Genomic DNA, 22309 nt, shown 5'->3' with positions numbered 1-22309 from the left:
TGCCGAATAATTTGGAAAAACCTTCCTTGTAGTCTATTTTCAGTCATATGAAGTTCAATTTGTAATAAAGATCATAACTTAATAGTCTTCACATTGTAGCAGCACCCCCTCAAAAAACTTGCTTATTATTACCTTTCCACCAGTTTTATTTTTTCCTTTGATATAATCCATCTCAGCTTTAACGCTTGCAAAATCAAACATTCCCTTAGAATACTCCTGAAAACTTTCATTATAATAGTCTTCAATTCCTATGTATGCTAAATTAGTTAGCCCACTCTTAATTGCTCTTCTCATCCTTTGTTGTACTGTTTTAGGGCTATCCCCAATAATGCAACATAACTCATTAAAATTACATTCTTCAAAGGATTTCTTTGTTTCTAACAGGTGCATACAGATTTTTATAATATCATTTGTCCCCTTTTCACCTAACATTCCAAAATTGCTTAAAGTATGCTTTATTATTTTTATATTATTGTCTTGAGGTTTTTTATGAGGATTTATATCTTTAAATACTTTCTTTATATTATTAAGCATGTTTTCGATTTCAATTTTTTCAGCAACCTTACTTGTAACTTTTTCTACTTCGATCTTATTAATAGGCTTACTAATAAAAAACTCTATTCCTGAATTATAAGAATCCTCCACCAACTTTACATCTGATACCTGAGAAATCATTATGAATTTAATTCCTGGTTTCAACAACTTTACTTCTCTTACCAAGCTATTACCATCTAATTTAGGCAAAAGCAAATCAACTAATACAATATCTGGATTATAAATTAATATTTCACTGAGAGCTGTTTCTCCGTCATTGGAGCTGCCTATTACCTCACCTGACTTACTTTCTTCAATCAAGTTAGTTAATATCTTAACAATATTAACGTCATCGTCAATAATATAATATCTCATCATATCTACCTCCTAAATGAAGTTATCGGTATTTTTACTGTAAATATTGTATTTTTATTTTCTATAGATTGTACAAATATATTTCCTTTAAAAATGTCCTGTGCTAGGTCTCTTACTAAAGTAAGACCTATACCTCTGCATATGCTTCCAGTTTCCTTATTATATTTGGTAGAAAACCCGGGATTAAATATAAAATTCAAATTGCTGCTGTTTATGCCTGTCCCATTATCCGATACAGAAAAGACATATTCATCTTCCACTTTCTCAATTTTCAGTTTAACTAATCCCTTCTTTTTGTTATCTATAGCTTCTATACTGTTAAAAATAAGGTTTCTTATGATTGACATCAAATAAAAGTGTTTAAGAACATAGAATTCACAATCAACTTTAAATTTAAGTTCTATATCTAAATTTTTGGTGACTATATAATCTTTTGTATCTATTTCTAAGATATTTATTATATCTCTTATATTCATTGGTTCAGTGTCAATTTTATCATTAGTTATCTCTTCCAGACCTCTCATAACCCTAATATAATCCTTTTTAATCTCGTGAACATCTTTTGAAATATCAAGGGTAAGATTCTTTAATTCATCGGGATAATGATTCTTGGAAACAATCTGATAAGCTGAAAAGGATTTTTTCATTACATCTTCTATTTCAGCAGCATTCTTATTCATGAAATACACTTCACTTTTAAATGCAGAAGTTAGTAATATCAGTCTTCTGTAGCGTTCCTCATGTTCTTCTCTTATAAGAAAGGATTTGTAGTACTTCATTGCTATTAATATAATCAAAGTTATTAAAGTTCTAACACAGGCCACTATAAGGAGGTCTTTAATTATATTGCTGTTTATCCCAATTAGCTTGGTTCTAACACTAATTTCAACAAGGTTTGAGAGAAAATCACAGCAAAATACTAAAATCATAAATTTGGTTAGCTCCTTTTTCCTGCTTTTGTAATAGGAAAAATAAAATATTATTCCATAAGTTACATAAAACACTATCTCTGGTGCAGTCATTTTAATAACCTTGCTAAAACTCATGATATTCCAATAAAGCCAAAATGATTTGTAAAGTGACGTAGTTATTCCTGTAATTATTGCTATTTTTATTGGATTTAAATCAACATAATTATAAAGAAATATAGAAAATACAACCACTGAAAAAGCTATAGTAAAACCTTGGATTAAAACATTAAAATGAATCTGAGATGCTACACTTACACAGATTATAATTATGAAAATATTCTTTAATTTTTTCATATAGTACACTTTCCTTTCATTTTTTAAATCCAAATAATAGTATACTATAAATTCCCACTGAATTCATCTAACATAAAAGGCCCAAAAATAAAAGGTGTAATCATTTGTCCTATTGATCACACCTTTTTGATAACTTTTGTCTATTTTGCTTCTATTTTGTCTACAATGACATTTATACTTTCTTTTACAAAATCTACTGCCTGCGTTACACTCTGTCCTTTATGCTTAACTTCCTTATTACTTTTTCTGGCAATGGCTTTAAATGGGTAATTCTTTTCATCATTTTCAATAACTGTTATTTCATATCCTCTATATTCTTCCATAAGACACCACCCCTTTTGTATTATATTATTTCCTTCCGACTACTATTTACATTTTCTACAGTTCTCATTAATATTATGTATTTTTTTAAGAAAGGTAGTTATACTAATATCATAAAGAATATAATCAATAATAAAAGTTCCAGTTACTATAACTGGGTGACTTATAACGTTATATTCTTTATACTTAAACTTGGGATCTAGGAATAGGTTTCATTTTAAGGAAAGAGAAGCGGAATCCTATAGTATGTTTACTATAGTGATTCTGCTTCTTCTTTTTGCAGTAATAAATTCTATAGCTGTTTATACTCTATATAACTATTTTCTGACAGGTAACATAATTGATTTACATTTTTTTATGTTATATACTTAATCTATTGGCATGAAAGGAGATGCATAATTTATGGATTCTGATACCCAAGTTAAAGATTATGAACTGAAGAATAAAAAAAGTTACAAAGAAAGAGTTGTAAATCTAATAGGTAGCCTAAAAAATGATAAAGATTTTACTCTATTTCTCATTGTTGGTCTATTTACTGGTATAGCCAGTGGTATAAACTCAACAGTTTTTAATAATTTTTTAAGTGATGTGTACAAGCTTTCAGCATCGGCAAGAGGTGTTGTGGAATTTCCCCGTGAACTTCCTGGGGCACTTATAATGATAGTTTTAGGACTACTTGCCTTTCTTGGAGATGTAAGAGCATCCATGATAGGAATGTTGTTTGCATCTTTAGGTATGATAGGATTAGGTCTTTTTTCACCAACCTTTTCCGCTATGTTAATATGGATGATGATTTTGAGTTTAGGAACTCATATCTTTATGCCTTTATCTGCCAGCATTGGCATGTCTTTATCGGAAAGAGATAGCTATGGTGCCCGTCTTGGCAAATTTAATGCTTATAACCTTATGGCAACTATACTAGGTTATTTAATAGTATGGCTTGGATTTAAATATCTAGGACTGACCTATAGGGTTGTCTTTATAATTGCCGCTATTTCCTATATTTTTGCCTTAATTTTTCTCGGGTTAATGACTCCGAAAAAACCAAAGGTAAAGAAAATAAAATTTGTTTTTAGAAGAAAATATACCTTGTACTATGTGCTTAGTGTAGTTAACGGCGCTAGAAAGCAGATTTTTTTAACCTTTGCTCCATGGGTACTTATTCAAGTTTACCATGTTGATCCGCCTACCTTTGCCATACTAGGTTTTATAGTTTCTGGGTTGAGTATCCTTACTAGAACCATAGTAGGTAATGCCATTGATATAAAAGGTGAGAGATTTGTTCTTTCGCTAGAAGCAATAGTTCTTATAGTAATTTGCATAGGCTATGCCTTTGCTGCAGACGTATTTCCAGCAGCAATTGCAGTTATAATCATTGCAGCCTGTTATATACTTGACAACTCTATGAGTGTTGTGGAAATGGCTAGATCAACCTATATTAAAAAGATAGCCCTATGTCCTGAGGATGTAACACCTACTTTATCAGCAGGTACAAGCTTTGACCATTTAATTGCAATGACTATACCATTCTTTGGTGGAATATTGTGGGCAACCATGGGCTATAAATACGTTTTTATTGCTGCAGCCATAATAGCCTTTATGAATCTATTCCTTACTTTAAGAATAAAAGTAGATTAAATTTTTAATAGTTTATTTCCTTTTGTTATATATTAATAAGGATATAACAAAAGGAAACTAGAAAAATAGCAATAAAGGGTGAAAGCATAATATGACATTTATAATGAATTTAATAATTAAAACCTTTATAGAAACAGCCTATCTTACTGGCGTGATTATTTTAGTTGGAATGCTGCTTGGAGTATTAAGGAATAATTCTATAAGAAATTTTCAAAGAAGCTTTGGTAGTAAAGCACTTATGGTAACAGGAGTTATTGGGGTGCCTATACACGAATTAAGCCATGCCACTTTTGCTCTATTATTTGGACATAAGATTACTAATATTAAACTGCTTCAAAAACCAGATAAGGACGGCATAATGGGATATGTGCAACATAGCTATAATCAAAGTAGTATCTATCAGCAGATAGGAAACTTCTTTATAGGTATAGCACCTATATTTGGAGGAGTTTTTTCAATAATAGCTTTAATGAAATTTGTAATACCACAGGCTTATAATGAGTTCATTAAGATATTATTCAAAAGTTTACAGGTTACAGTACTAGATAAAAATACAGTTGAAGGAATAATTACTTCCTACAGAGGGTTAATAAAGGTTATTTTTTCACTTGAAAATTTTCAAAACCCATATTATTATTTATTTTTATTTGCAGCCTTATGTATATCATCCCATATATCCTTAAGCTCTGCAGACATAAAGGGAGCTTCTAAAGGACTGGGGGTTTTATTTCTACTGCTGCTTATACTTAACGCCTTAAACTTATCAAAATACATATTATCCTTTAATTTGATTAAGTACAATATTTTAATAACAGGTTTTTTAATTATATCTGTATTACTTTCTATAGTAACATTTTTAGTGAGTTTAATTCTTAATATGATAAACAGAAATATATAAATATTGTATTTTATCTTGAATTTAGGTGCTTTTTTTGGTAGAATTTAAGTTAATTAGTAATAATTAATATTAATTAATCATTACTTAATATTAATTTTAGGGGGGATTTAAATGTCATTTCAATGGAAGGAAAGATATAACTTAGGTATAAATGAAATTGATATTCAACATAAAAGATTATTAGAAATAGGTCAAAAGGCTTACGAAATTGCCCTTCTTAATGATGGATATGATCATTATGATGAAATCATGAACATATTAGACGAACTTTTAGAGTATACAGAATATCATTTCAATTACGAAGAAAATATGTTAAAAAACTACGGCTATAAGGAAATCCATAATCAGGAAGAAGAACATTATTATTATGTTTATAAGATAAAATCTATAGCCTCAAAAGAGGATATCGACGATAATCAGAAAAAAACTATTTTAGAAATTCTTGACTTCTTATCACAATGGATTAGTAATCACATCATGTTGTCTGATGGAAAATACGCTAGTTTCCTAAAGGAAAAGGAAGTAATCTAAAACTTAAATAAGCTAGGTGTTTAGTTATAAGTTATCACCTAGCTAACAATTACTCTATCCTAGTATTTTTTTTACCATAGGGTTAATTTTTGACCTATCAAATTTACCACTAACCTTTGGCATAATTTCTTTCATTATTTTTCCCATATCTGCTGCAGTATAATTTCCGTTAGCTATAATTTCTTTTAACATAGCCTCTACTTCCTCTTCTGCTAATTGTTTTGGAAGATATGGAGTTAAGACTTCAAGGGCAAAATTTCCTTCTGCTATTTTTTCTTCGTTATTTGATTGTTTTGCATATTCTAATGTCTCTTTTATTTGTTTTATATTCTTTTCTACTATTTTTATAACCCCTTCATCAGAAATATCTTCTCTTTGGTTAACTTCAAATCCTTTAATGTCAGCATTTATTAATCTTAAAACACTTACCCTTGCCTTATCCTTTGCCTTCATTGCTGCTATTTCATCTTTTTTTATTAATTCTTTTAACATAATCTTTTGTTAGTAAGCCTTACCTACTAACCAGTCACCTCTTTCCTTTAGTATAATTTGCATATTTAAATTATACTATTATTCTAAGCAAAATCAAAATGCATTTTTAATAACTTTAATATTATAACAAATTTTTTATTATTTCCCTATAGAAAAAGGGCCTTTAGTTAAGCCCTTTTTCCCATGACAACTATTTTTAATTTCTACTTCATATCCGTTAGCTAACAACTGCTATTATATCAAGTACCACAAAAAGTTCGATAAGGCTGGTCTGATTTAGTAGGCAGTGTTGAGTAGTCAGCCTGCTCTGGAGAGTGTGCATAAGGACAGGAAAGAGCCTTCAGAAGTTTTTCCATTACACTATAGTCTCCATATTTTACCGCTGCTTCTAACGCCTCTTCCACTCGATGATTTCGAGGGATTATGGCTGGATTACTGTCTCTCATCAACTGATGGGAAGAAGCCTTCGACTCCTTCTGCCTGTCTAATCTCTGCTGCCACTGCTCATGCCATTTAGCAAATTCCGTGGTGTCAAATAACATCATATCGGACCTGCTGTCAAAGGTTAATGCACGGAAAGTATTGGTATAGTCTGCACCATGCTTTTCCATTATACTAAGGAGTTCTTCAATAAGGGATTCATCCTCAGGCTCTTCATTAAAGATTCCTAGTTTTGCCCTCATTCCTGCAATCCAATTATTATGATACAACTGTGGAAAATCTGAAATGGTATCTTGCGCTAGGCTCACAGCTTTATCCTCGTTATCATGAAGCAGTGGTAATAGGGTTTCAGCAAATCTGGCCAAGTTCCATGCAGCAATCTTTGGCTGGTTGCCATAGGCATAGCGGCCATTAATGTCAATGGAGCTGAATACTGTTGCCGGATCATAGGTGTCCATAAAAGCACAAGGTCCGTAATCAATAGTTTCTCCGCTAATAGTCATATTGTCAGTATTCATAACTCCGTGAATAAAACCAACCAATTGCCATTTGGCAATTAGCGCCGCTTGACCTTTTATTACTTCTCTAAGCAAAGCAAGATAAGGATTCCCATCTTCGTCAATGTGTGAAAAATGTCTTTCCAATGTGTAATCAGCCAGAGCCTTAAGCTCCTTAGTACTGCCCCACCTTGAAGCATATTGAAAGGTGCCTACCCGGATATGGCTGGCAGCCACACGAGTAAGAACTGCACCAATCTGCTCAGTTTCACGAATTACTCTCTGGCCAGTTGTCACTACCGCTAAACTGCGAGTAGTAGGAATACCAAGGCTATGCATTGCTTCACTGATGATATATTCCCGAAGCATTGGTCCCAGTGCCGCTCTACCATCGCCTCCTCGTGAGTATGGGGTTTTTCCTGAACCTTTAAGCTGAATATCAACCCGCTGACCTTTCGGAGTAATCTGTTCACCAAGTAGTACAGCTCGACCGTCTCCTAACATAGTGAAATGGCCAAATTGATGTCCTGCATAAGCTTGGGCAATAGGTAAAGCACCTAATGGAATCTGGTTCCCAGCAAATATTGCTACACCATCCTCCTTTTCCAGTACCTTATCATTCAATCCTAAGGATGTTGCCAAAGGATAGTTGAGAATGACCAACTTCGGTGAAGATACAGGGGTAGGATTAACACTGGTAAAAAACAATTCCGGCAGACGAGTATAACTATTATCGAAATTCCATCCTATTTCAATTTTTGATTTTATCTCTGTCATTCTATCTCCTTTCCTTCCTCTATATTTTTATATTTTAGTTTTTTGTTTTACATAAAATATATAGGCATTCTATGATATTTTAAGTTATGTGATCTTATATAAATACAAGCATTACTAGTTTCTGCTTCTACAAGCTTATTATACTCTTTTATCTACTGGTTCTTTGTTCCTTAGGCATACTTAGCAAATTAACTTAATACTTTAGTAAATAAGTTTTTCTCCTGTTACCTTAAGGAAATATCCTTAAAATAAAATCCGGTTAAGATAAAATTTTTCTTAACCGGTAAATTAAAAATATATTTTATTTTTATAGCTATTTCCCAAAGAACCTCTTTATTTTAGAAAACAATCCACCCTTGCTTTTTTCCTTGACACTTTCTTCCGTTGTGGCAGCTACTAATTCCCTTATTTCCTCACTAGTTAATTCATTTATACTTATTTTTGCTTTTATCAAGTCATCTACAATAGCATTATCTACACTATAGGTAATCTTTAATACATCTCTAGCTCTGGTCATTCCCACATAAAGAAGCTTTTTAGATTCATCTATACTATCTAGCAATCTATCATTAATACCACAAATAAATACATACTTAAAGTCCAAGCCTTTTATACTGTGAATTGTAGATATATTCACTGTATCACTATGCAGCTTAAATTTAGACTTAGTGCTTCCGCTCTTGCTAATGACAAAATAAGGTATGCCTTTGTTTTTTAAAACTTCTTCTAGTATTTTTAAGTAGTTTATATTCTTATAATTGCTATGAATATAGGCTACACAGATATCTCCATAATTAATCCCTGCTTGTTTTAGCTTTGTAATATCCATTGCAATTTTATTTATTTCTTCATAAAAATCCCTACAGTATATTAAATCAGGTTGTACACCTTCTCTTAAACTGTTTTCCGGTGTAATTATAAAGTTATTGTCTTCTTCATTTATATTTTCTCTTGGTAATCCATCAGAGAGGAAATCATGTGCAAAATTTAGTATTTGTTTTGTGTTTCTATAGTTTTCCCTCATAATGGTTGTTCTCCCTGCTGCTTTTATTCCCACAGACTTAAGAGTATATCTTCTGTTATACAGGTTTTGTGCACCATCGGAAGCTAACATGAGGTGGCTATGCTCTGGATCTCTCAGCATTTTAACGATAAACTGAAGCCATTCTTTTTCTAAATCCTGACCTTCATCAATTAATATTGCATCGTATTTTTCTATGCTGTTTAACATATCCTGTGATATTTTTTCTATATTCTCACTGATTTCCGTCTCTCTAAATAGTCCACTATTTAACTCTAGTAAGCTAAAAATTTTATTTATCCATCCATGAAAATGTATAACCTCAACGTTAACCATATCATGATCCATTATAGAATTTTTCAAAAAGTTTGTAAGTGTTTTATTGTAGCATAGTACTAATATGCGCCAATCTTTATGAACCTCTGCTAGATACTTTGCTCTGCATATTAGTATAACTGTTTTTCCACTTCCAGCTACTCCTCTGACAACTCTATGTCCATAGCCTAATCCTTTAGCAAGTCTTTCTTGATTTAAGTTCATAGTCTTAAAAACAGCCTCATTATTATTAGACAACTTTACTTCTTTAAATAAATTACCTCTGATCCTATCTATTATACTTTGTGATATTTTTCCAGGCTGAAATTTAACTGGAATCATATTTTTTAACATTAATTGAAGCTTTTCTTTAATAAAGTTATCTTCCAGTTCCTTTAGATCATCAGCGAATATGACACAATTCTCATCTATAGTACCTGAAAATTCACTAGATAGAAAAGCTATTCTATTTATTTTACTAAATACAACTCCATATCCAAAGGTAAAGCATAAGTTGCTTTTATAGTCCCCTTTGTTTTGTAGTAAACCTTTGTCCTTTTTCAATTCATCAATCATATTAAACATATACTCTCTTGCCTGTTTTAGTGGATTAGTCTTTGTACCTAATGTGCTTAGGTAATATGTATTAGGATTTGCACTTTCTATGGAACTTAACGACCAATCCTTTACCTCTAAAACTACAATACCTAAATCTGGACCTAAAATTATAAAATCTGGATATCTGCCCTTAACCCTTAAATCATACCATACTATATAATCCTTTGGTAAATTATACTTTAGTATTTTAAATAGTCTTTTTTCCCCTGAAGTGGCGCTGTCTAAAGTACTTATACTCTCTGGAATCATCACCGCCATAGTGTCACCCCTTTAATCTGTCACAATATATTAATAACATTAATGCCAATTTCCTGAAATATGTACATATTATAGCATATTTTTACTTTTTTATCAAAAGCTTATAACTTTATTTATTAATCTCACTCACTGACATTCCTTACAAGTTCTCCCATAGACTAAAACTCCACCAAATATATTAACTTTTTCTTTGGCATATTGTATTTATAGGTAAGCTCTCCAACTAAATGATCTGTTAACTTTTCTGGCATAAAATTTTTAAACACCCATTAGTTTTACCTATGGGTGTTCTTAAGCCTCCAATTATATACCTTTTATGCTTGTACATATTTTACTATTCCCTTATTTAGTCTAACTGCAATTACCACTGCTGCAAAGGATTTTAATAAATCTCCTGGTAAAAATGGAACTGATCCTACCATAATAGCTTTTTCTATTCCCATTCCGGTAACATAACCTAACCAAGCTGACCCTAGTGCATGAACTACAACTATTCCGCCAAATAAACAAGCTAAAAGCATAACTACTTTTGATTTAGTTTTGCTTACTAAAAGACTTATTACTACTGCTCCAATTAGGTATCCAATTAGATATCCTCCTGTTTTCCCCACAATAATACCAAATCCTGCTGAACCTCCTGAGAAAACAGGCAATCCTATAGCACCCATGAGTAAGAAGGTTATCATACTAAGTGCAGCTTGAAGGGGTGTTAACACACATCCTGCTAGCATTACTGCTAAAGACTGAGCTGTTATAGGAATTGGACTAAAGGGTAATGGGATTGTAACATAACTTAATACTGCTGTCAGCGTTGCAAATAGAGCTGAATAGACCATATCTTTTACATTTAACTTTTTCGACATATTGACTCCTCCTATTTATGTACATGATTTGCATCTTTGCTTATGTGATTAAATTTATCTATACCACTCTTTGTTATAGTTTTAAAAAACTCTCTTCTATCTTCAGTTCTTCAACCTGTAAGCAATATTAATATCTTATATCTATAATCTATTATATTCTTGAAAAACCACATTGTCAACATTAATGTTATCTTAGGTTGACAATATGGTTAACAAATGTATTTTAGTTTTATGTAAATATATATACCTGTAATTTATATTATGTATTTTATTACACTATCCTTAAATATTGATTCTATCTCTTTTTTAAAGAACTCCTTCATCTCCTGCAGCTGCTCCTTTGTATATACAAACTTGCCATATCCAAACTGCCCATGCTTATATTTTCTATCTTCATCGGTCATTGGCAGGGTAGTATCAGGAAAAACCTCTAAGATTATATTTTTAGCTCTTGTAGTATACCTATGTGATATTACCTCGAAGGTTAAAGGATAGCCTAAGTTATCTGGTAATTCTTTATTGAGAGTTGACAATAACGCTCTATAATCCTCTTTCCAGCTGTCATATAAAAATACCGGTGCTATTATAAATCCGATAGGATATCCTGCCTTTGCTGCCTTTACAGAGGCTTCTATTCTTTTAGCTGCTGATGCAGTCCTGTTTTCATATTCCTTGATTACCTTATCTGTATTTAGTGTAAATCTTATTTCTGTATGTCCCTTATGATTTGCATCAAGTAGTGTATCTATATCACTGTATTTAGTAACAAATCTAAATCGTCCTTTTTCACTTTCAGCAAAAAATTCAATGGTCCTTTTTAAAGCATCAGTGTAGGGTTCTATTGGTATAGGATCTGATGTGGCGGAACCTTCAAATATCGTTTCTTCCGGCAGCCTTTCCTCTATATATTTTTGTGCTTCATTTAAAATATCATCTAAGTTAACATTGATCTTTATATAAGGTTTGTCACCTAAGTTAGTATTTAAATAGCAGTATTGACACTGACCAATACAACCAGAGACTATTGGCAATTGATAGTGTGCTGATGGCTTACAAGTCTGGAACTTAAATCCCTTCTTTATGCCAACAACTAATGTATTTTTACCTTCTCTATAAAAATCAAATAGACCTTCACCGGGAATATTTTCTTTAACTTTATTTGATGTTAGCTTTATTATTTCTACCTTGGAATCATCTTTGAATTTATTATATATATTTTCACCTATTTCATAGTTTAAAGAGTTCTTTTCAAATATTATTCTTTTAGGAATGAACATGTCTTTATTCTAGAGTTTTACTAAACTCTAATCCTCCTTTTATAGTATTATCACCTATACTTTCTACGATTTTAAATAAAATTATGTACGTAAAAAGAGGCTACAATTTTAATGTACCCTCTTTTATACTTATAGAATTTATTTTTGCTCTCATATCTTAAGCACTGAAGAACCATTTTCAAAACAGATTTTTAAAACTGTATCCTTACTGAATCCAATATTAATAAAATGATTAATTTCATCAAAAATTCCAGCAGAATGGCTTACTCTATATGCTCCGGCATCACTTCCAAGAGTAACTTTCAGCTCTAGTTCATAAGCCTTTACTATGTTGTTAACCTGTATAGTATATACTTCTCTTATTATGTCCAATTGTTGCTTAAAGTTGGAATCCTTTGCATCGAGAATATTTCCAAGAGGGGAAAGGGTAGGCGTCCAATATATTCCTTTTTCTGCCATTCCATATAGCTCTTTATCAGAAATAAGAAAACCATGTTCTATAGTATCTACTCCTGCCTTTATTGCAGCAGACACTCCTTCCCGTCCATTGGCATGTACCATTATTGGTACTCCATATTCCTTTGCACTTTTTACCATGTATTCTAGTTCATCATATGTAAATGCTACCTCTCCTACATCTCCGAATTGATTAAAATTCACTATTCCTGTTAGTATAATTTTAAGATGATCTAGTTTATTTTCTTTTAAAATAGTAAACTCTCTTTTAAAATCTTCTATTCCATAAATGGCTCTTCCTAAAAAAGACCCATAATGCTCTTTTTTACAAATTGCAAATATGGGGGTTCTGTATGTTATCCCTTCTTTTCTTGCAACTTCCCTTGTCAGACAGGAAGCAAATATTCCGTCACCGCCATCCCTTAAAGCAGTTATATTATTTCTCTTATATTCTTTTAGGATTTTACTAAGCCAATTTATCTTGGACTCCATAGTAGCATTGTTCCATTCCTTTTTATTAAACAAAGTATTCTGAGCAATGTGTATATGTGTATCGATTATACTTGAGTTCCTTAACTCTATTCTATTTCTCTCATTCACAGTTATCACCCTATCAAAGTTCCTTTTATTTAAGTCTTGCACCATCCTTATGGCTGGCAATTTATTTTACCTAATGTGGCATCTTTTTTAGTGACAATGGGTTTAAAATAATCTTAAATCCATTCTTTAATAATGTTTTTAGTATACTTGAGTATATTATAGTGAAAACTATTCCTTTAATTATCGATTCATATCCTAATGCTAATAATCCAAAAAGCAATACTATTATATTTATAAATCTCAATGCTGAGGCTATTTCTATTCTAGGATTTTTATTATTAATTATTAAAGCTATAACATCAAATCCTACTGTAGATGCATTTGAAGATATGCATAAATAATATCCTACTGCTACTAAAATAGCTGAAATAATTATTGCTAGTACTATATTTATATTAATTGTAAACCCTAATAGATAGAATAAATTAAAAAAGGACATATAACATATACTACTCAATATGGATTTAATAAAATACTCTTTCCCTAGGAATAAAAGGCAGCTAACTAACAGTATAATTGTAAGTATATTAGCTACTGTTGTGACATTTGTTCCTGCTAAACAATGTACTACCAACGCTGAACTTGTTACACCTCCGTTAATTATTTTTCTTGGAACAGTAAAAAAAGCATAAGAAAAAGTAATTAATATATTGCCTAAAATTATTTTTGCTATGTCCTTCACAATATACTACCTTCTTTTTAACTTATTTTCCTATTAAACTCTTTCCCATGTCATAAGCCTTGCCTAAAGCTTCTTGATTCTCAGATACAGGTATTTCTCCTGTAGACACCCCATATTTTACAGTAAACTTTAATCCTAAATACTCACAAATCTGCTCTAAACTGCTTTCAACAACCTTAGCACCAGAGTCTTCCTCTGTTCCTTCATGAGTCATTAATAATACTATTTCCTTACCCTTGAAATCATCTGATTTAAGAGCATATAGTCTGTCTATGAAAGTTTTTAGTTGAGCCGTCATATTCCACCAGTATACTGGTGTAGCTAAAACTACTATATCTGAACTTTTTACTTCTTCATATAAGAGCTGCATATCATCCTTAATAACGCAGGTATTAAGTGATTTTCTACAGCTATTACATGCACTGCAAAAGCTAATTTTTTTCTCCTGAAGGAATACATCAGAATATTCTACTCCGCTGTGACTCTCTTTAACTCCTCGTAAAAATTCCTTTAGCAATACAGCTGTATTGCCGTTCTTATTTGGACTTCCTAAGACTGAAAATATTTTCATTGTTTCACCCTCCTGAAATTTTAGTTCTATTAAGATCACTCAAGGTGGCCTAATCATCAGTTTTAGGCCAACAGCTGAATTAAACAGCTCTTGGCCTAAGGTTGGACTTAATTATCTCTACTACATTTGAAATTTCATAATTAATTCTTTTTCGTTGGTATCTTCATCTACTTTTTCTTCACACAAAACAAAGCCCTTATGTTTATAGAACTCTGCTGCTTTCTTATTATTTTTATATACTGCTAAACCTAATTTACTATATCTTTTCTTTGCAAAATCAATTAACTGACCGCCAATACCCTTCCCTTGGGAAGATATGTCTACAAATAATGCCCCTATAAACTCATTGTTTAAAATACTTATAAATCCCTTGATATGGCTATTCTCTTCATAGACAAATGTTTTAGATGCCGGAATATATACATCCTTAACTTCATTATATTTTCTTAACCAATATTCCCTATCTATAAAATCATGTGCTTCTATAGTAGCATCCTTCCATACTTCCATAACTTTATTTATATCCTTTACTTCTAATTCTCTAATCATTAAGTTTTTTCTCCTTCTTCAACATATAAAATTTCCAAATAGTCAATGATAGTAAGTCTATTAGTATTTACTGCATTTAGTAATTATTTTCTTAATTGTGTATTCTGATAAAAAAAATCTTTCAGCCAAGATTTCTATATTATTTCCTTGATTATACAGTGAAAAAATCTCGTTGTTTCTGCTATCTATTAAATTTCTAGTTCCACTTTTGCATCCCCAGGATGTTCTTTTTTTCACCTTTGGAATATATATAGTTTCTCCATCTACATATTTCTGTATTTCTTTTAACAGTTCTTCTGGCAAAACCTCAGCTCCATTTAAATATTGCACTACTTTATCCTCCAAAATTAAAGAATCCTAAAGACTCCTTAAAGAGGATTATTACACCTTAGTAATGTAAAAGTCCCCCTTAAAGAGTTGCTAATACAGCATTAAAGTGTTGTATATTCAACATAAAGTTCACCTCCAGCTACATGGAATAGAATTTCTTTTCTTAACTTAATTTTACTAGCATATGGGCTAAATTTAAATAGAAAGAATAAATATAATAAATCTTGGTATTATGGTTTTTAAAATAGGTATAAATAATCTTTACGGTGGGAAATTAGTTTTTGTAGTAATATAAACTAATAATTTAGGAGGTAATCTTATGCAATTAGCTGCTCATGAAGTGTACGACTTACATGAATTAATAGTAAGCTGTGTAAACTCTATATCAAATATGGCTATGTTTAAAAACATGGCAAAGGACCCAGAGTTAAAGGCTATGATAGAAAGGCATTTTCCTGCTCATGTTCAGGACTATAATATGAAGGTAGAGTTTGTCAGCAAGGCCAATGGCTCTACTCAAAAACTTAATGTTCCTAGCTTAAATGCGGTTTTACAAGATTATACTAAATCACCAACTAATAATTTTCCTCCAATTACTCCAAGAACTAGTATACAACAGATGGATGATAGGGAAATAGCTACTGCATATCTTTTAACTTTAAAAAGAGCAGGAAGAGAATATGCTTGGGCCGCTATGGAAGCAGGTAATCCTACCGTTAGAGAGTTCTTAAAGGATGCATTTACAATGAGCTGCAATCATGCCTATGATGTTTGGCAGTGGATGGTACAAAAGGGATATTATCCTCTAGAACCAGCATCCCAGAATACATTAAACACACTTTCATCTATCTATTATGAAGTTCGTGAGCCTTCCTTAGTTTAGTAAAAGAGGAGTGTCTTAAAATAACAGTTTAGGACACTCTCTTCTAGTTATTAAGTACATCTATCAGCAATGTATTAATCTGTATAAAATAGCTTGAAATCAATAGCCTCTGCCATAGCTTCTCCTCCAGCATCGCTTGGATGAAGGTGATCTCCGCTGTCATACTTAGGCAATAGTCTTGAGGGGTTGTTAGGATCTGCCGTTGTTTTATCAAAATCAATTATTCCATCAAACTTTCCGCTAGTTCTAATCCATTCATTAACTTCTCTTCGCTTAACATCAAGGTCGTCAGTATATACTTCATATTCTTCAAAGGGCATTATTGTGCCGCCATATATCTTCAAATTATATTTGTGTGCCAGTTCAATATACTTTTCTAGGGCTGAAACTATTTCATCCTTACTTACAATTTCAGAAGCTGGCGCTGGTCCTCCTGGTGCCGGATGCATTATGTCATTAACCCCTTGTAAAACAATTACATATTTTACCCCTTTATGGTCTGTAATAGCTTTTTCAAATCTTGAAATTCCTGACGGTCCGAAGACTCCTTGAAGCTGATTTTCCGTATCATGTAATATTCTGTTGCCGCCAATAGCTTCCCTAACTACAGATAAATTTTCTACATTTCGATTTTTCAATTTCTTTACAAGATAATCTGGCCATGAAAGAGTAGTTATTGAATCACCAAAGGCAACAATTGATCTATTTTCTCTAGATGTCCTTACCTCTATAGATGTAAGGAAGGGAGCTATCTTAGGAATTCCATTGGTACTAACAGGTTTAAAATCTCTTTTTGTATCCATTGACTTTGTGAAGTTCCCCTTCTGTGAAAAATAAGATTCTCCACCACCCCAAGCACCAGTTACATTCTTAACTTCATCTGGAAAATAAATAGTTACAGCTACTCTATCTAAGGCTTTTATAGGAACTTCCACTGGGTCACTCCATACAAAAGCCCCTTTTTCAATAGTTATCGTTGACTTACCATTAAAGGTAAGTTCTTTTTGTGAGTTTTTATATAGTATACCCTGTGGGTTAACTAAGGCAAAGGATGCCTCTCCAATGTGTATAGGCTCCCTCCCAAACTCATTTGAGATTTTTATTCTTTCCTTTGACCCTCCAAAGGTAGAAGTTACTATCGTACGGAGGCTTTGATTTTTGTAACCTAACCTAAAAAAAGTTAAATCCACCGCAGTTCCGTTCCATGCACCAATCCAATATGTGCTTAACCTACTATACATATTGAAGAGGCTTAAGATCAGAATGATGACTAATGTCCCCCAAAACGGCAGCCTAAATTCCTTTCTCATTTTATTCTCCTATCTTTATTCCTTAGGCTTAGCTGTATTTTTCACTAACCTTTCTGTTTTGATATCAATTTCCTTTTCGAATTTATAGTTTTAATTTAATTTTTACCTTCTAACTTTTTCTTTTCAAATCCTTATAACTTGTGGAGATACCGAGGTTTAAGACGAAGTATTGTTTTAAAAAGCTTTGAATGCATATAAGAAGGTCTTATATAATTTTTATAGTTACCTGCACCAGCTATGAAAATAATACCAGAAAAAACTATTATAACACCTATAGTCTTATTTATAACAGAAACTTTTTTAGGATTTAAATGCTTATGAAATCTCTCAGCAGCTAATATAAGTATAATCCACCATAAAAAACTTCCGGAAAATACACCAGCAATTAAAACAGTTCTTGCTGCTATACCATGACCAATATTTTTAGAGCCATAGCTAGCAAATACAAAAAGAAATGAAAATATTGTTGCTGGATTTGCTAGTGCAAGTATAAATGTAGTGATAAAGGATTTTGCAAGAGTTTTTCCATCTGCAACTTCCTTTGTATTTTCTTTTTTAGATAAAATAATATGCGCACCTACTATTAATAGTATTATACCACCAATTAAACGAAAATAATGTTGATACATAGCAAGGAACCTAGCAATAAAGCTTATTCCTAGAGCAGCAATGATTGCATAAATAGAGTCAGCTACACAGGAGCCTAAGCCTGCTGCAAATCCAAAAACAGCTCCATTTGTAAGTGTAGTTCTCAGACATAAAGCACCTATTGGACCTAGTGGCATACCAGTTAGCAATCCAATAATAATTCCCTTTAAAAAAATGTGCAGCATTAGTTTCACTCCTTATTAGGCTATCTATATACTTAAAGAATTTAAGTAGTAAAAATTAAGTCAGTCCTAATATATTATGCCTTTTCAGCTTTAAACTATTGCTTTTTACATTATTTTAAAATCTTAATATATAAAAAATAATTTCAAACCAATTATTTTATCAAATTCCCCTCTTACTCCACTTATAAAAAATAACCACGACCTTTTTTAAAGTCGTGGTTAAAAATCACCTATTAATTATCAATTTACTGGCTATTATTTTTGATCTACATCTAAAACTGTTTGTAGTAATACGTTAGCACCTTTCCAGCAAGCTTCTACTGGTGTATGCTCTTTTTCACAATGGCTGTGTCCATCAACACTTGGAACAAATATCATAGTTGTAGGCATCATATCAGCTACAAACTGAGCATCGTGACCTGCACCACTGTATATATCCATATTTGAATATCCATATGCTTCTGCATTCTTTCTAACAAAACCAACTAGTTCTTTATCAAATTGGATTGTATTACGTGCCCATTGTAATTCATATTCAACTCTGCACTTGTCAAGTTCTTTAGGAATATTTTCAATAACTTTAACAACTTGCTTAATAACTTCTGGATCTTGATGTCTTGCATCTAGTGAGAAATCAACGTAATCAGGAATAACTGTATGTACACATGGATGACAAACTATTTCACCTGTAGTGTAAACAAGGTTGCTGTCAAGCTTGTCTAATTCATCATGTAGGTATCTTATAGCACTAGTTGCTGCTAAAAGAGCATCTTGTCTATATTTCATTGGTGTAGTTCCTGCATGGTCAGATTGTCCATAAGTTCTTATTCTGTAGTTAACCATTCCAAGAACACCCTCTACTACTCCGATGTCCTTCTTCTCAGCTTCAAGTACAGGTCCTTGCTCAATATGTAGTTCAAGCATAGCTATATAATCCTTAGGGTTTAATCTGTTTGCTATATCTCCTTCGTATCCGCTTTCTTTTAAAGCTTCTCCAAAAGTTTTTCCTTCAACACTTTTTGAAGCTAACATAGTAGCTTTATCAAATTTACCACAAACAACTCCTGATGACATCATAGCTGGTGGGTAAAGTGAACCTTCTTCATTTGTCCAAATCATAGCTGTAACAGGACGACGGTGTGGAATTTTTTGAGTAGCTATTGCTTCCACTACTTCCATTGCTGTAAGTACACCTAAAACTCCGTCATAATTTCCACCGTTTCTAACTGAGTCTACGTGTGATGCCATTATGATTCCTGGAAGATCCTCTGAACCTTTTAATGTTGCATATAAATTTGCCATATCGTCTGTTTTGATCTCTGCTCCTACAGCTTCCATTCTTTTAATGAATTCTGCTCTTGCTTGAAGCGCTTCTTTTGATAAAGAAAATCTTGTTATTCCGCCATGTCCAGCATCACCAAATTTACTGAATGTAACGATTTTGTCTTCTAATCTGTCTTTGTTACAAGTTAATATCTTGTTCATTTTAATATGCACTCCCTTTTGCTTTATTATATTTATTTATTTTTCAATTTTTTAACTTCATACACAAATAATATCTAGCAAGACCTGTGCCAATAAAATCCACTAAAATTCTCTAATATATCACAACCTATTGAATTTACTGATATTTTCATCACTTTTTTTATTTTAATTTAGTTAATTTTCAAATTCCTTTATACAAATTAGTCGAAAATACTTGAAAAAAATATAGGTTTTGATGATTTTTTTCATCAAAACCTATGATTAATATAATCACTTAATTTATTCTTCTGCTTTTAAAGCTGTTTCTAGTTCCTTCTTCTTAGTCAACTTCACTATTAGCTCTCCACCGGCATCTGAAAGAATACCTACAACGGAACCCATTAAAAGTGCTGTTACAGTTGAAAAGTAGGTGCCATTTAAAGCAAGCATACCAAAGGTTGTTGAACATCCGATATACACACCAGGTATAAATGATAAACGCTTCCATCTAGCCTGTGCAACTATTCCAAAGGAGACGACTCCTGTCATAATTGCTGCTATATTGGGAACATTAAGTACTTTTGAAGCTTCTACACAAATTATAGCCCATAGTACTCCAACCATATTTGCTATTATTCCTTTTATCCAACCTTTAATAAAACGCTCTCCTGATGCATAATATGTTGTTGTTCCCATAAAACCTGCCCAGGTAGATACACCAAGAGCTGTGCTAAAATTAGCCCACCCCCATGCCAGTATTCCCATACTTATTGCATTTGCTAATAAACCGTTCATAAATTATCTCCTTTATCTATTATTATAAAAAAACTACTTATATTTCTAGTTCTGCTGCAACTTAAATTTGACTATTTAAACTTCCTTCTTTAATCTTCTTTAATTTTTTAACTACTGTTGACTGATCAATTTTAAGTACCTCCGCCACTTTCCGTGTTGTTTTATACTTTTCCATTGCCTTAAGTAGAATTTGTTTCTCAAATTCCTCAGTAGCTATTTTTAAAGGTACAAACTCCTTAACTTCATTAACATACTTTGGAATATGTGTAAATATATCAAAAATATCATTCTCTTCAATGATATTTTTATTAGATGTGACAACTAATCTCTCAACTATGTTTTCTAACTCTCTTATATTGCCTGGCCAATTATATGAAGATAATACTTTATATGCATTTGATGATATTTGCTTTGACAAACTATACTTTTCATTACACTTTGATAAAAAATAATTTATAAACAAAGGAATATCTTCAATACGTTCTCTTAAAGCAGGAATATGTATTGGCACAATGTTTAATCTATAATAAAGATCTTCCCTAAATTTGCCTTCCTTAACCATTTTTTTCAGGTCTTTGTTAGTTGCTGAAATAATTCTAGCTTTTATGTCGAAAGGCTCTGTACTCCCTATTTTATAAGCTTCTTTTTCCTGTAAAACATGAAGCAGCTTTACTTGTAGCTGCATAGGCAACTCTCCGATTTCATCTAAAAAAACAGTACCCTCACCAGCAACTTCCAATAGGCCTTTTTTCCCCTTTCTAATGGCCCCTGTAAAAGCTCCTTCTTCATAGCCAAAAAGCTCTGACTCAATAAGATTTTCAGGTATAGCTCCACAGTTAATTTGCACGAAAGGCTGCTCTCTTCTCTGACTCATTTTATGAATTGTTTTTGCTATAAAACTTTTTCCAACCCCGGTTTCACCAAGGAGTATTATTGTAGTTTCAATATTAGCAATATGTTCAACTAATTCGATGATTTTTTTCATCGCAGTAGAATTTCCAACTATATATTCCTTACTTTTTATTTGGTTTCTTCTTATTTCATCCCTATACCAATCTAAGAGATGTTCAGTTTCCTCCAATTGTTTTTTCAACATCTCAGATTCCGTAATATCCTTTGATATATTTACAACTCTTATAAGTTTTCCTTTGTCATTAAGCATTGGTATACCAGTTACCAATAATCTCTTCCCCGATGCAGTTTCCTGAATTAATGACAACTCCTTCTTTTTTTTCAAAACTTCAATTGTAATAGATGGATTGAATACTCCTTTTTTGGAAAGCTCATAAACATCCTTACCAATCATCTCACTTTCAGATATACCAAAGGTTTCTTCACAGGATTTGCTAATCCTTAGCAATACTCCTTTTTCATCAGCAACAGTTATCTGATCAAAGGTTATATCCATTATTAACTTAAGTTCCTCGTAGGTCTGTTTATAATAACTTAACTCCTGTAAAAGTTTATTATATGGTATCTCTTCAGGTTTTTCTTTCAATAGTTCTCCCACCTTTGTTGATTAATATAAAGTTTTTCATTTTATTATACAAGCCCTAATTACTATCCTATTATTATATTATTATATTGTTTAGTTTTCAATAAATTAGCCTCTATTATTTTACGTTAAAGTATCACCCTATTACAATATAACAGGCAGCAATACTTCTGTAGAACTATAAAAGATAATAGACGCAGAAAAGGCATACATAAACCTT

Annotated in this window: 22 protein-coding genes; 4 read left to right on the top strand and 18 right to left on the bottom strand. The window is 32.0% G+C overall.

The features are described from left to right. Nucleotides 1–78 precede the first annotated feature (78 nt). From P8V03_RS11345 to P8V03_RS11335, 3 genes are all read right to left on the bottom strand, one after another. Nucleotides 79–909, bottom strand: a complete 831-nt coding sequence (locus P8V03_RS11345; protein ID WP_318798196.1) for a DNA-binding domain-containing protein — start codon at nt 907–909, stop codon at nt 79–81. A 5-nt stretch (nt 910–914) separates the two neighbouring features. After that, nucleotides 915–2174, bottom strand: a complete 1260-nt coding sequence (locus P8V03_RS11340; protein WP_318798195.1) for a sensor histidine kinase — start codon at nt 2172–2174, stop codon at nt 915–917. Between the two features lie 140 nt (nt 2175–2314). Beyond that, nucleotides 2315–2497 carry a hypothetical protein gene (locus tag P8V03_RS11335; protein WP_318798194.1) on the bottom strand — a complete coding sequence of 61 codons (183 nt, stop codon included), beginning with the start codon at nt 2495–2497 and terminating at the stop codon, nt 2315–2317. Nucleotides 2498–2897: 400 nt separating this feature from the next. On the opposite strand from P8V03_RS11335, the gene P8V03_RS11330 reads away from it, so the two are divergent. The 3 genes from P8V03_RS11330 to P8V03_RS11320 all read left to right on the top strand — a co-directional run bounded on the left by P8V03_RS11330 (nt 2898) and on the right by P8V03_RS11320 (nt 5562). Beyond that, nucleotides 2898–4133: an MFS transporter gene (locus P8V03_RS11330; RefSeq protein WP_318798193.1), complete on the top strand. Its 1236-nt coding sequence runs from the start codon at nt 2898–2900 to the stop codon at nt 4131–4133. A 91-nt stretch (nt 4134–4224) separates the two neighbouring features. Further along, nucleotides 4225–5031, top strand: a complete 807-nt coding sequence (locus P8V03_RS11325) for a hypothetical protein (protein WP_318798192.1) — start codon at nt 4225–4227, stop codon at nt 5029–5031. 111 nt (nt 5032–5142) lie between these two features. Beyond that, nucleotides 5143–5562 carry a bacteriohemerythrin gene (locus P8V03_RS11320; RefSeq protein WP_261671768.1) on the top strand — a complete coding sequence of 140 codons (420 nt, stop codon included), beginning with the start codon at nt 5143–5145 and terminating at the stop codon, nt 5560–5562. 54 nt (nt 5563–5616) lie between these two features. Here P8V03_RS11320 and P8V03_RS11315 read toward each other — a convergent pair whose 3' ends face one another. The 10 genes from P8V03_RS11315 to P8V03_RS11270 form a co-directional block, all read right to left on the bottom strand. Then, complete coding sequence (locus P8V03_RS11315; protein WP_261671769.1) at nt 5617–6054, bottom strand: GatB/YqeY domain-containing protein; 438 nt, start codon at nt 6052–6054, stop codon at nt 5617–5619. Between the two features lie 239 nt (nt 6055–6293). Continuing rightward, the gene (locus P8V03_RS11310; RefSeq protein WP_318798191.1) at nt 6294–7769 is read right to left on the bottom strand and encodes a protein adenylyltransferase SelO; all 1476 of its coding nucleotides are present in this window, start codon (nt 7767–7769) and stop codon (nt 6294–6296) included. A 313-nt stretch (nt 7770–8082) separates the two neighbouring features. Beyond that, complete coding sequence (locus P8V03_RS11305) at nt 8083–9981, bottom strand: 3'-5' exonuclease (RefSeq protein WP_318798190.1); 1899 nt, start codon at nt 9979–9981, stop codon at nt 8083–8085. 314 nt (nt 9982–10295) lie between these two features. Next, nucleotides 10296–10844, bottom strand: coding sequence for a biotin transporter BioY (locus tag P8V03_RS11300; protein ID WP_318798189.1), 549 nt, complete (start codon nt 10842–10844; stop codon nt 10296–10298). Nucleotides 10845–11098: 254 nt separating this feature from the next. Then, nucleotides 11099–12121, bottom strand: a complete 1023-nt coding sequence (splB, locus tag P8V03_RS11295) for a spore photoproduct lyase (protein WP_318798188.1) — start codon at nt 12119–12121, stop codon at nt 11099–11101. A 150-nt stretch (nt 12122–12271) separates the two neighbouring features. Next, nucleotides 12272–13177, bottom strand: coding sequence for an amidohydrolase family protein (locus P8V03_RS11290; RefSeq protein ID WP_318798187.1), 906 nt, complete (start codon nt 13175–13177; stop codon nt 12272–12274). Between the two features lie 70 nt (nt 13178–13247). Continuing rightward, nucleotides 13248–13859, bottom strand: coding sequence for a YitT family protein (locus P8V03_RS11285; protein WP_318798186.1), 612 nt, complete (start codon nt 13857–13859; stop codon nt 13248–13250). Between the two features lie 22 nt (nt 13860–13881). After that, nucleotides 13882–14430, bottom strand: coding sequence for a flavodoxin family protein (locus P8V03_RS11280; protein ID WP_261671776.1), 549 nt, complete (start codon nt 14428–14430; stop codon nt 13882–13884). 120 nt (nt 14431–14550) lie between these two features. Beyond that, on the bottom strand, nt 14551–14979 hold the full coding sequence (locus P8V03_RS11275) for an N-acetyltransferase (protein WP_318798185.1): 429 nt from the start codon (nt 14977–14979) through the stop codon (nt 14551–14553). Between the two features lie 60 nt (nt 14980–15039). Next, on the bottom strand, nt 15040–15309 hold the full coding sequence (locus P8V03_RS11270; RefSeq protein ID WP_261671778.1) for a CD3324 family protein: 270 nt from the start codon (nt 15307–15309) through the stop codon (nt 15040–15042). 319 nt (nt 15310–15628) lie between these two features. Here P8V03_RS11270 and P8V03_RS11265 point away from each other — a divergent pair, with 319 nt between their 5' ends. Beyond that, nucleotides 15629–16192, top strand: a complete 564-nt coding sequence (locus P8V03_RS11265) for a spore coat protein (protein ID WP_261671779.1) — start codon at nt 15629–15631, stop codon at nt 16190–16192. Between the two features lie 74 nt (nt 16193–16266). Here P8V03_RS11265 and P8V03_RS11260 read toward each other — a convergent pair whose 3' ends face one another. The 5 genes from P8V03_RS11260 to P8V03_RS11240 all read right to left on the bottom strand — a co-directional run bounded on the left by P8V03_RS11260 (nt 16267) and on the right by P8V03_RS11240 (nt 22092). Then, a complete protein-coding gene (locus P8V03_RS11260; RefSeq protein ID WP_318798184.1) occupies nt 16267–17502 on the bottom strand; it encodes an SGNH/GDSL hydrolase family protein in 1236 nt (411 codons plus the stop codon). Between the two features lie 131 nt (nt 17503–17633). After that, on the bottom strand, nt 17634–18335 hold the full coding sequence (locus tag P8V03_RS11255; RefSeq protein WP_318798183.1) for a LysE family translocator: 702 nt from the start codon (nt 18333–18335) through the stop codon (nt 17634–17636). A gap of 255 nt (nt 18336–18590) precedes the next feature. Next, nucleotides 18591–19820, bottom strand: a complete 1230-nt coding sequence (locus tag P8V03_RS11250) for a Zn-dependent hydrolase (RefSeq protein WP_318798182.1) — start codon at nt 19818–19820, stop codon at nt 18591–18593. Nucleotides 19821–20099: 279 nt separating this feature from the next. Then, nucleotides 20100–20594 carry a DUF1097 domain-containing protein gene (locus tag P8V03_RS11245; RefSeq protein ID WP_318798181.1) on the bottom strand — a complete coding sequence of 165 codons (495 nt, stop codon included), beginning with the start codon at nt 20592–20594 and terminating at the stop codon, nt 20100–20102. Between the two features lie 61 nt (nt 20595–20655). After that, nucleotides 20656–22092, bottom strand: coding sequence for a sigma-54 interaction domain-containing protein (locus P8V03_RS11240; protein WP_318798180.1), 1437 nt, complete (start codon nt 22090–22092; stop codon nt 20656–20658). Nucleotides 22093–22309: the final 217 nt, after the last annotated feature.

Source organism: Clostridium tanneri (genome assembly GCF_033659955.1).
In the GTDB taxonomy this organism is placed as follows: domain Bacteria; phylum Bacillota; class Clostridia; order Clostridiales; family Clostridiaceae; genus Clostridium_AM; species Clostridium_AM tanneri.
The sequence above is the reverse complement of the archived record's forward strand: the minus strand, read 5'-3'. Positions and strand labels throughout refer to the sequence as shown.

Coding starts and splice junctions, on each gene's coding strand:
- P8V03_RS11305 (WP_318798190.1), bottom strand. CDS start 9,981: ATGGCGGTGATGATTCCAGAGAGTATAAGTACTTTAGACAGCGCCACT.
- P8V03_RS11275 (WP_318798185.1), bottom strand. CDS start 14,979: ATGATTAGAGAATTAGAAGTAAAGGATATAAATAAAGTTATGGAAGTA.
- P8V03_RS11255 (WP_318798183.1), bottom strand. CDS start 18,335: ATGCTGCACATTTTTTTAAAGGGAATTATTATTGGATTGCTAACTGGT.
- P8V03_RS11315 (WP_261671769.1), bottom strand. CDS start 6,054: ATGTTAAAAGAATTAATAAAAAAAGATGAAATAGCAGCAATGAAGGCA.
- P8V03_RS11345 (WP_318798196.1), bottom strand. CDS start 909: ATGAGATATTATATTATTGACGATGACGTTAATATTGTTAAGATATTA.
- P8V03_RS11340 (WP_318798195.1), bottom strand. CDS start 2,174: ATGAAAAAATTAAAGAATATTTTCATAATTATAATCTGTGTAAGTGTA.
- P8V03_RS11320 (WP_261671768.1), top strand. CDS start 5,143: ATGTCATTTCAATGGAAGGAAAGATATAACTTAGGTATAAATGAAATT.
- P8V03_RS11260 (WP_318798184.1), bottom strand. CDS start 17,502: ATGAGAAAGGAATTTAGGCTGCCGTTTTGGGGGACATTAGTCATCATT.
- P8V03_RS11250 (WP_318798182.1), bottom strand. CDS start 19,820: ATGAACAAGATATTAACTTGTAACAAAGACAGATTAGAAGACAAAATC.
- P8V03_RS11300 (WP_318798189.1), bottom strand. CDS start 10,844: ATGTCGAAAAAGTTAAATGTAAAAGATATGGTCTATTCAGCTCTATTT.
- P8V03_RS11335 (WP_318798194.1), bottom strand. CDS start 2,497: ATGGAAGAATATAGAGGATATGAAATAACAGTTATTGAAAATGATGAA.
- P8V03_RS11310 (WP_318798191.1), bottom strand. CDS start 7,769: ATGACAGAGATAAAATCAAAAATTGAAATAGGATGGAATTTCGATAAT.
- splB (WP_318798188.1), bottom strand. CDS start 12,121: ATGTTCATTCCTAAAAGAATAATATTTGAAAAGAACTCTTTAAACTAT.
- P8V03_RS11280 (WP_261671776.1), bottom strand. CDS start 14,430: ATGAAAATATTTTCAGTCTTAGGAAGTCCAAATAAGAACGGCAATACA.
- P8V03_RS11330 (WP_318798193.1), top strand. CDS start 2,898: ATGGATTCTGATACCCAAGTTAAAGATTATGAACTGAAGAATAAAAAA.
- P8V03_RS11325 (WP_318798192.1), top strand. CDS start 4,225: ATGACATTTATAATGAATTTAATAATTAAAACCTTTATAGAAACAGCC.
- P8V03_RS11245 (WP_318798181.1), bottom strand. CDS start 20,594: ATGAACGGTTTATTAGCAAATGCAATAAGTATGGGAATACTGGCATGG.
- P8V03_RS11265 (WP_261671779.1), top strand. CDS start 15,629: ATGCAATTAGCTGCTCATGAAGTGTACGACTTACATGAATTAATAGTA.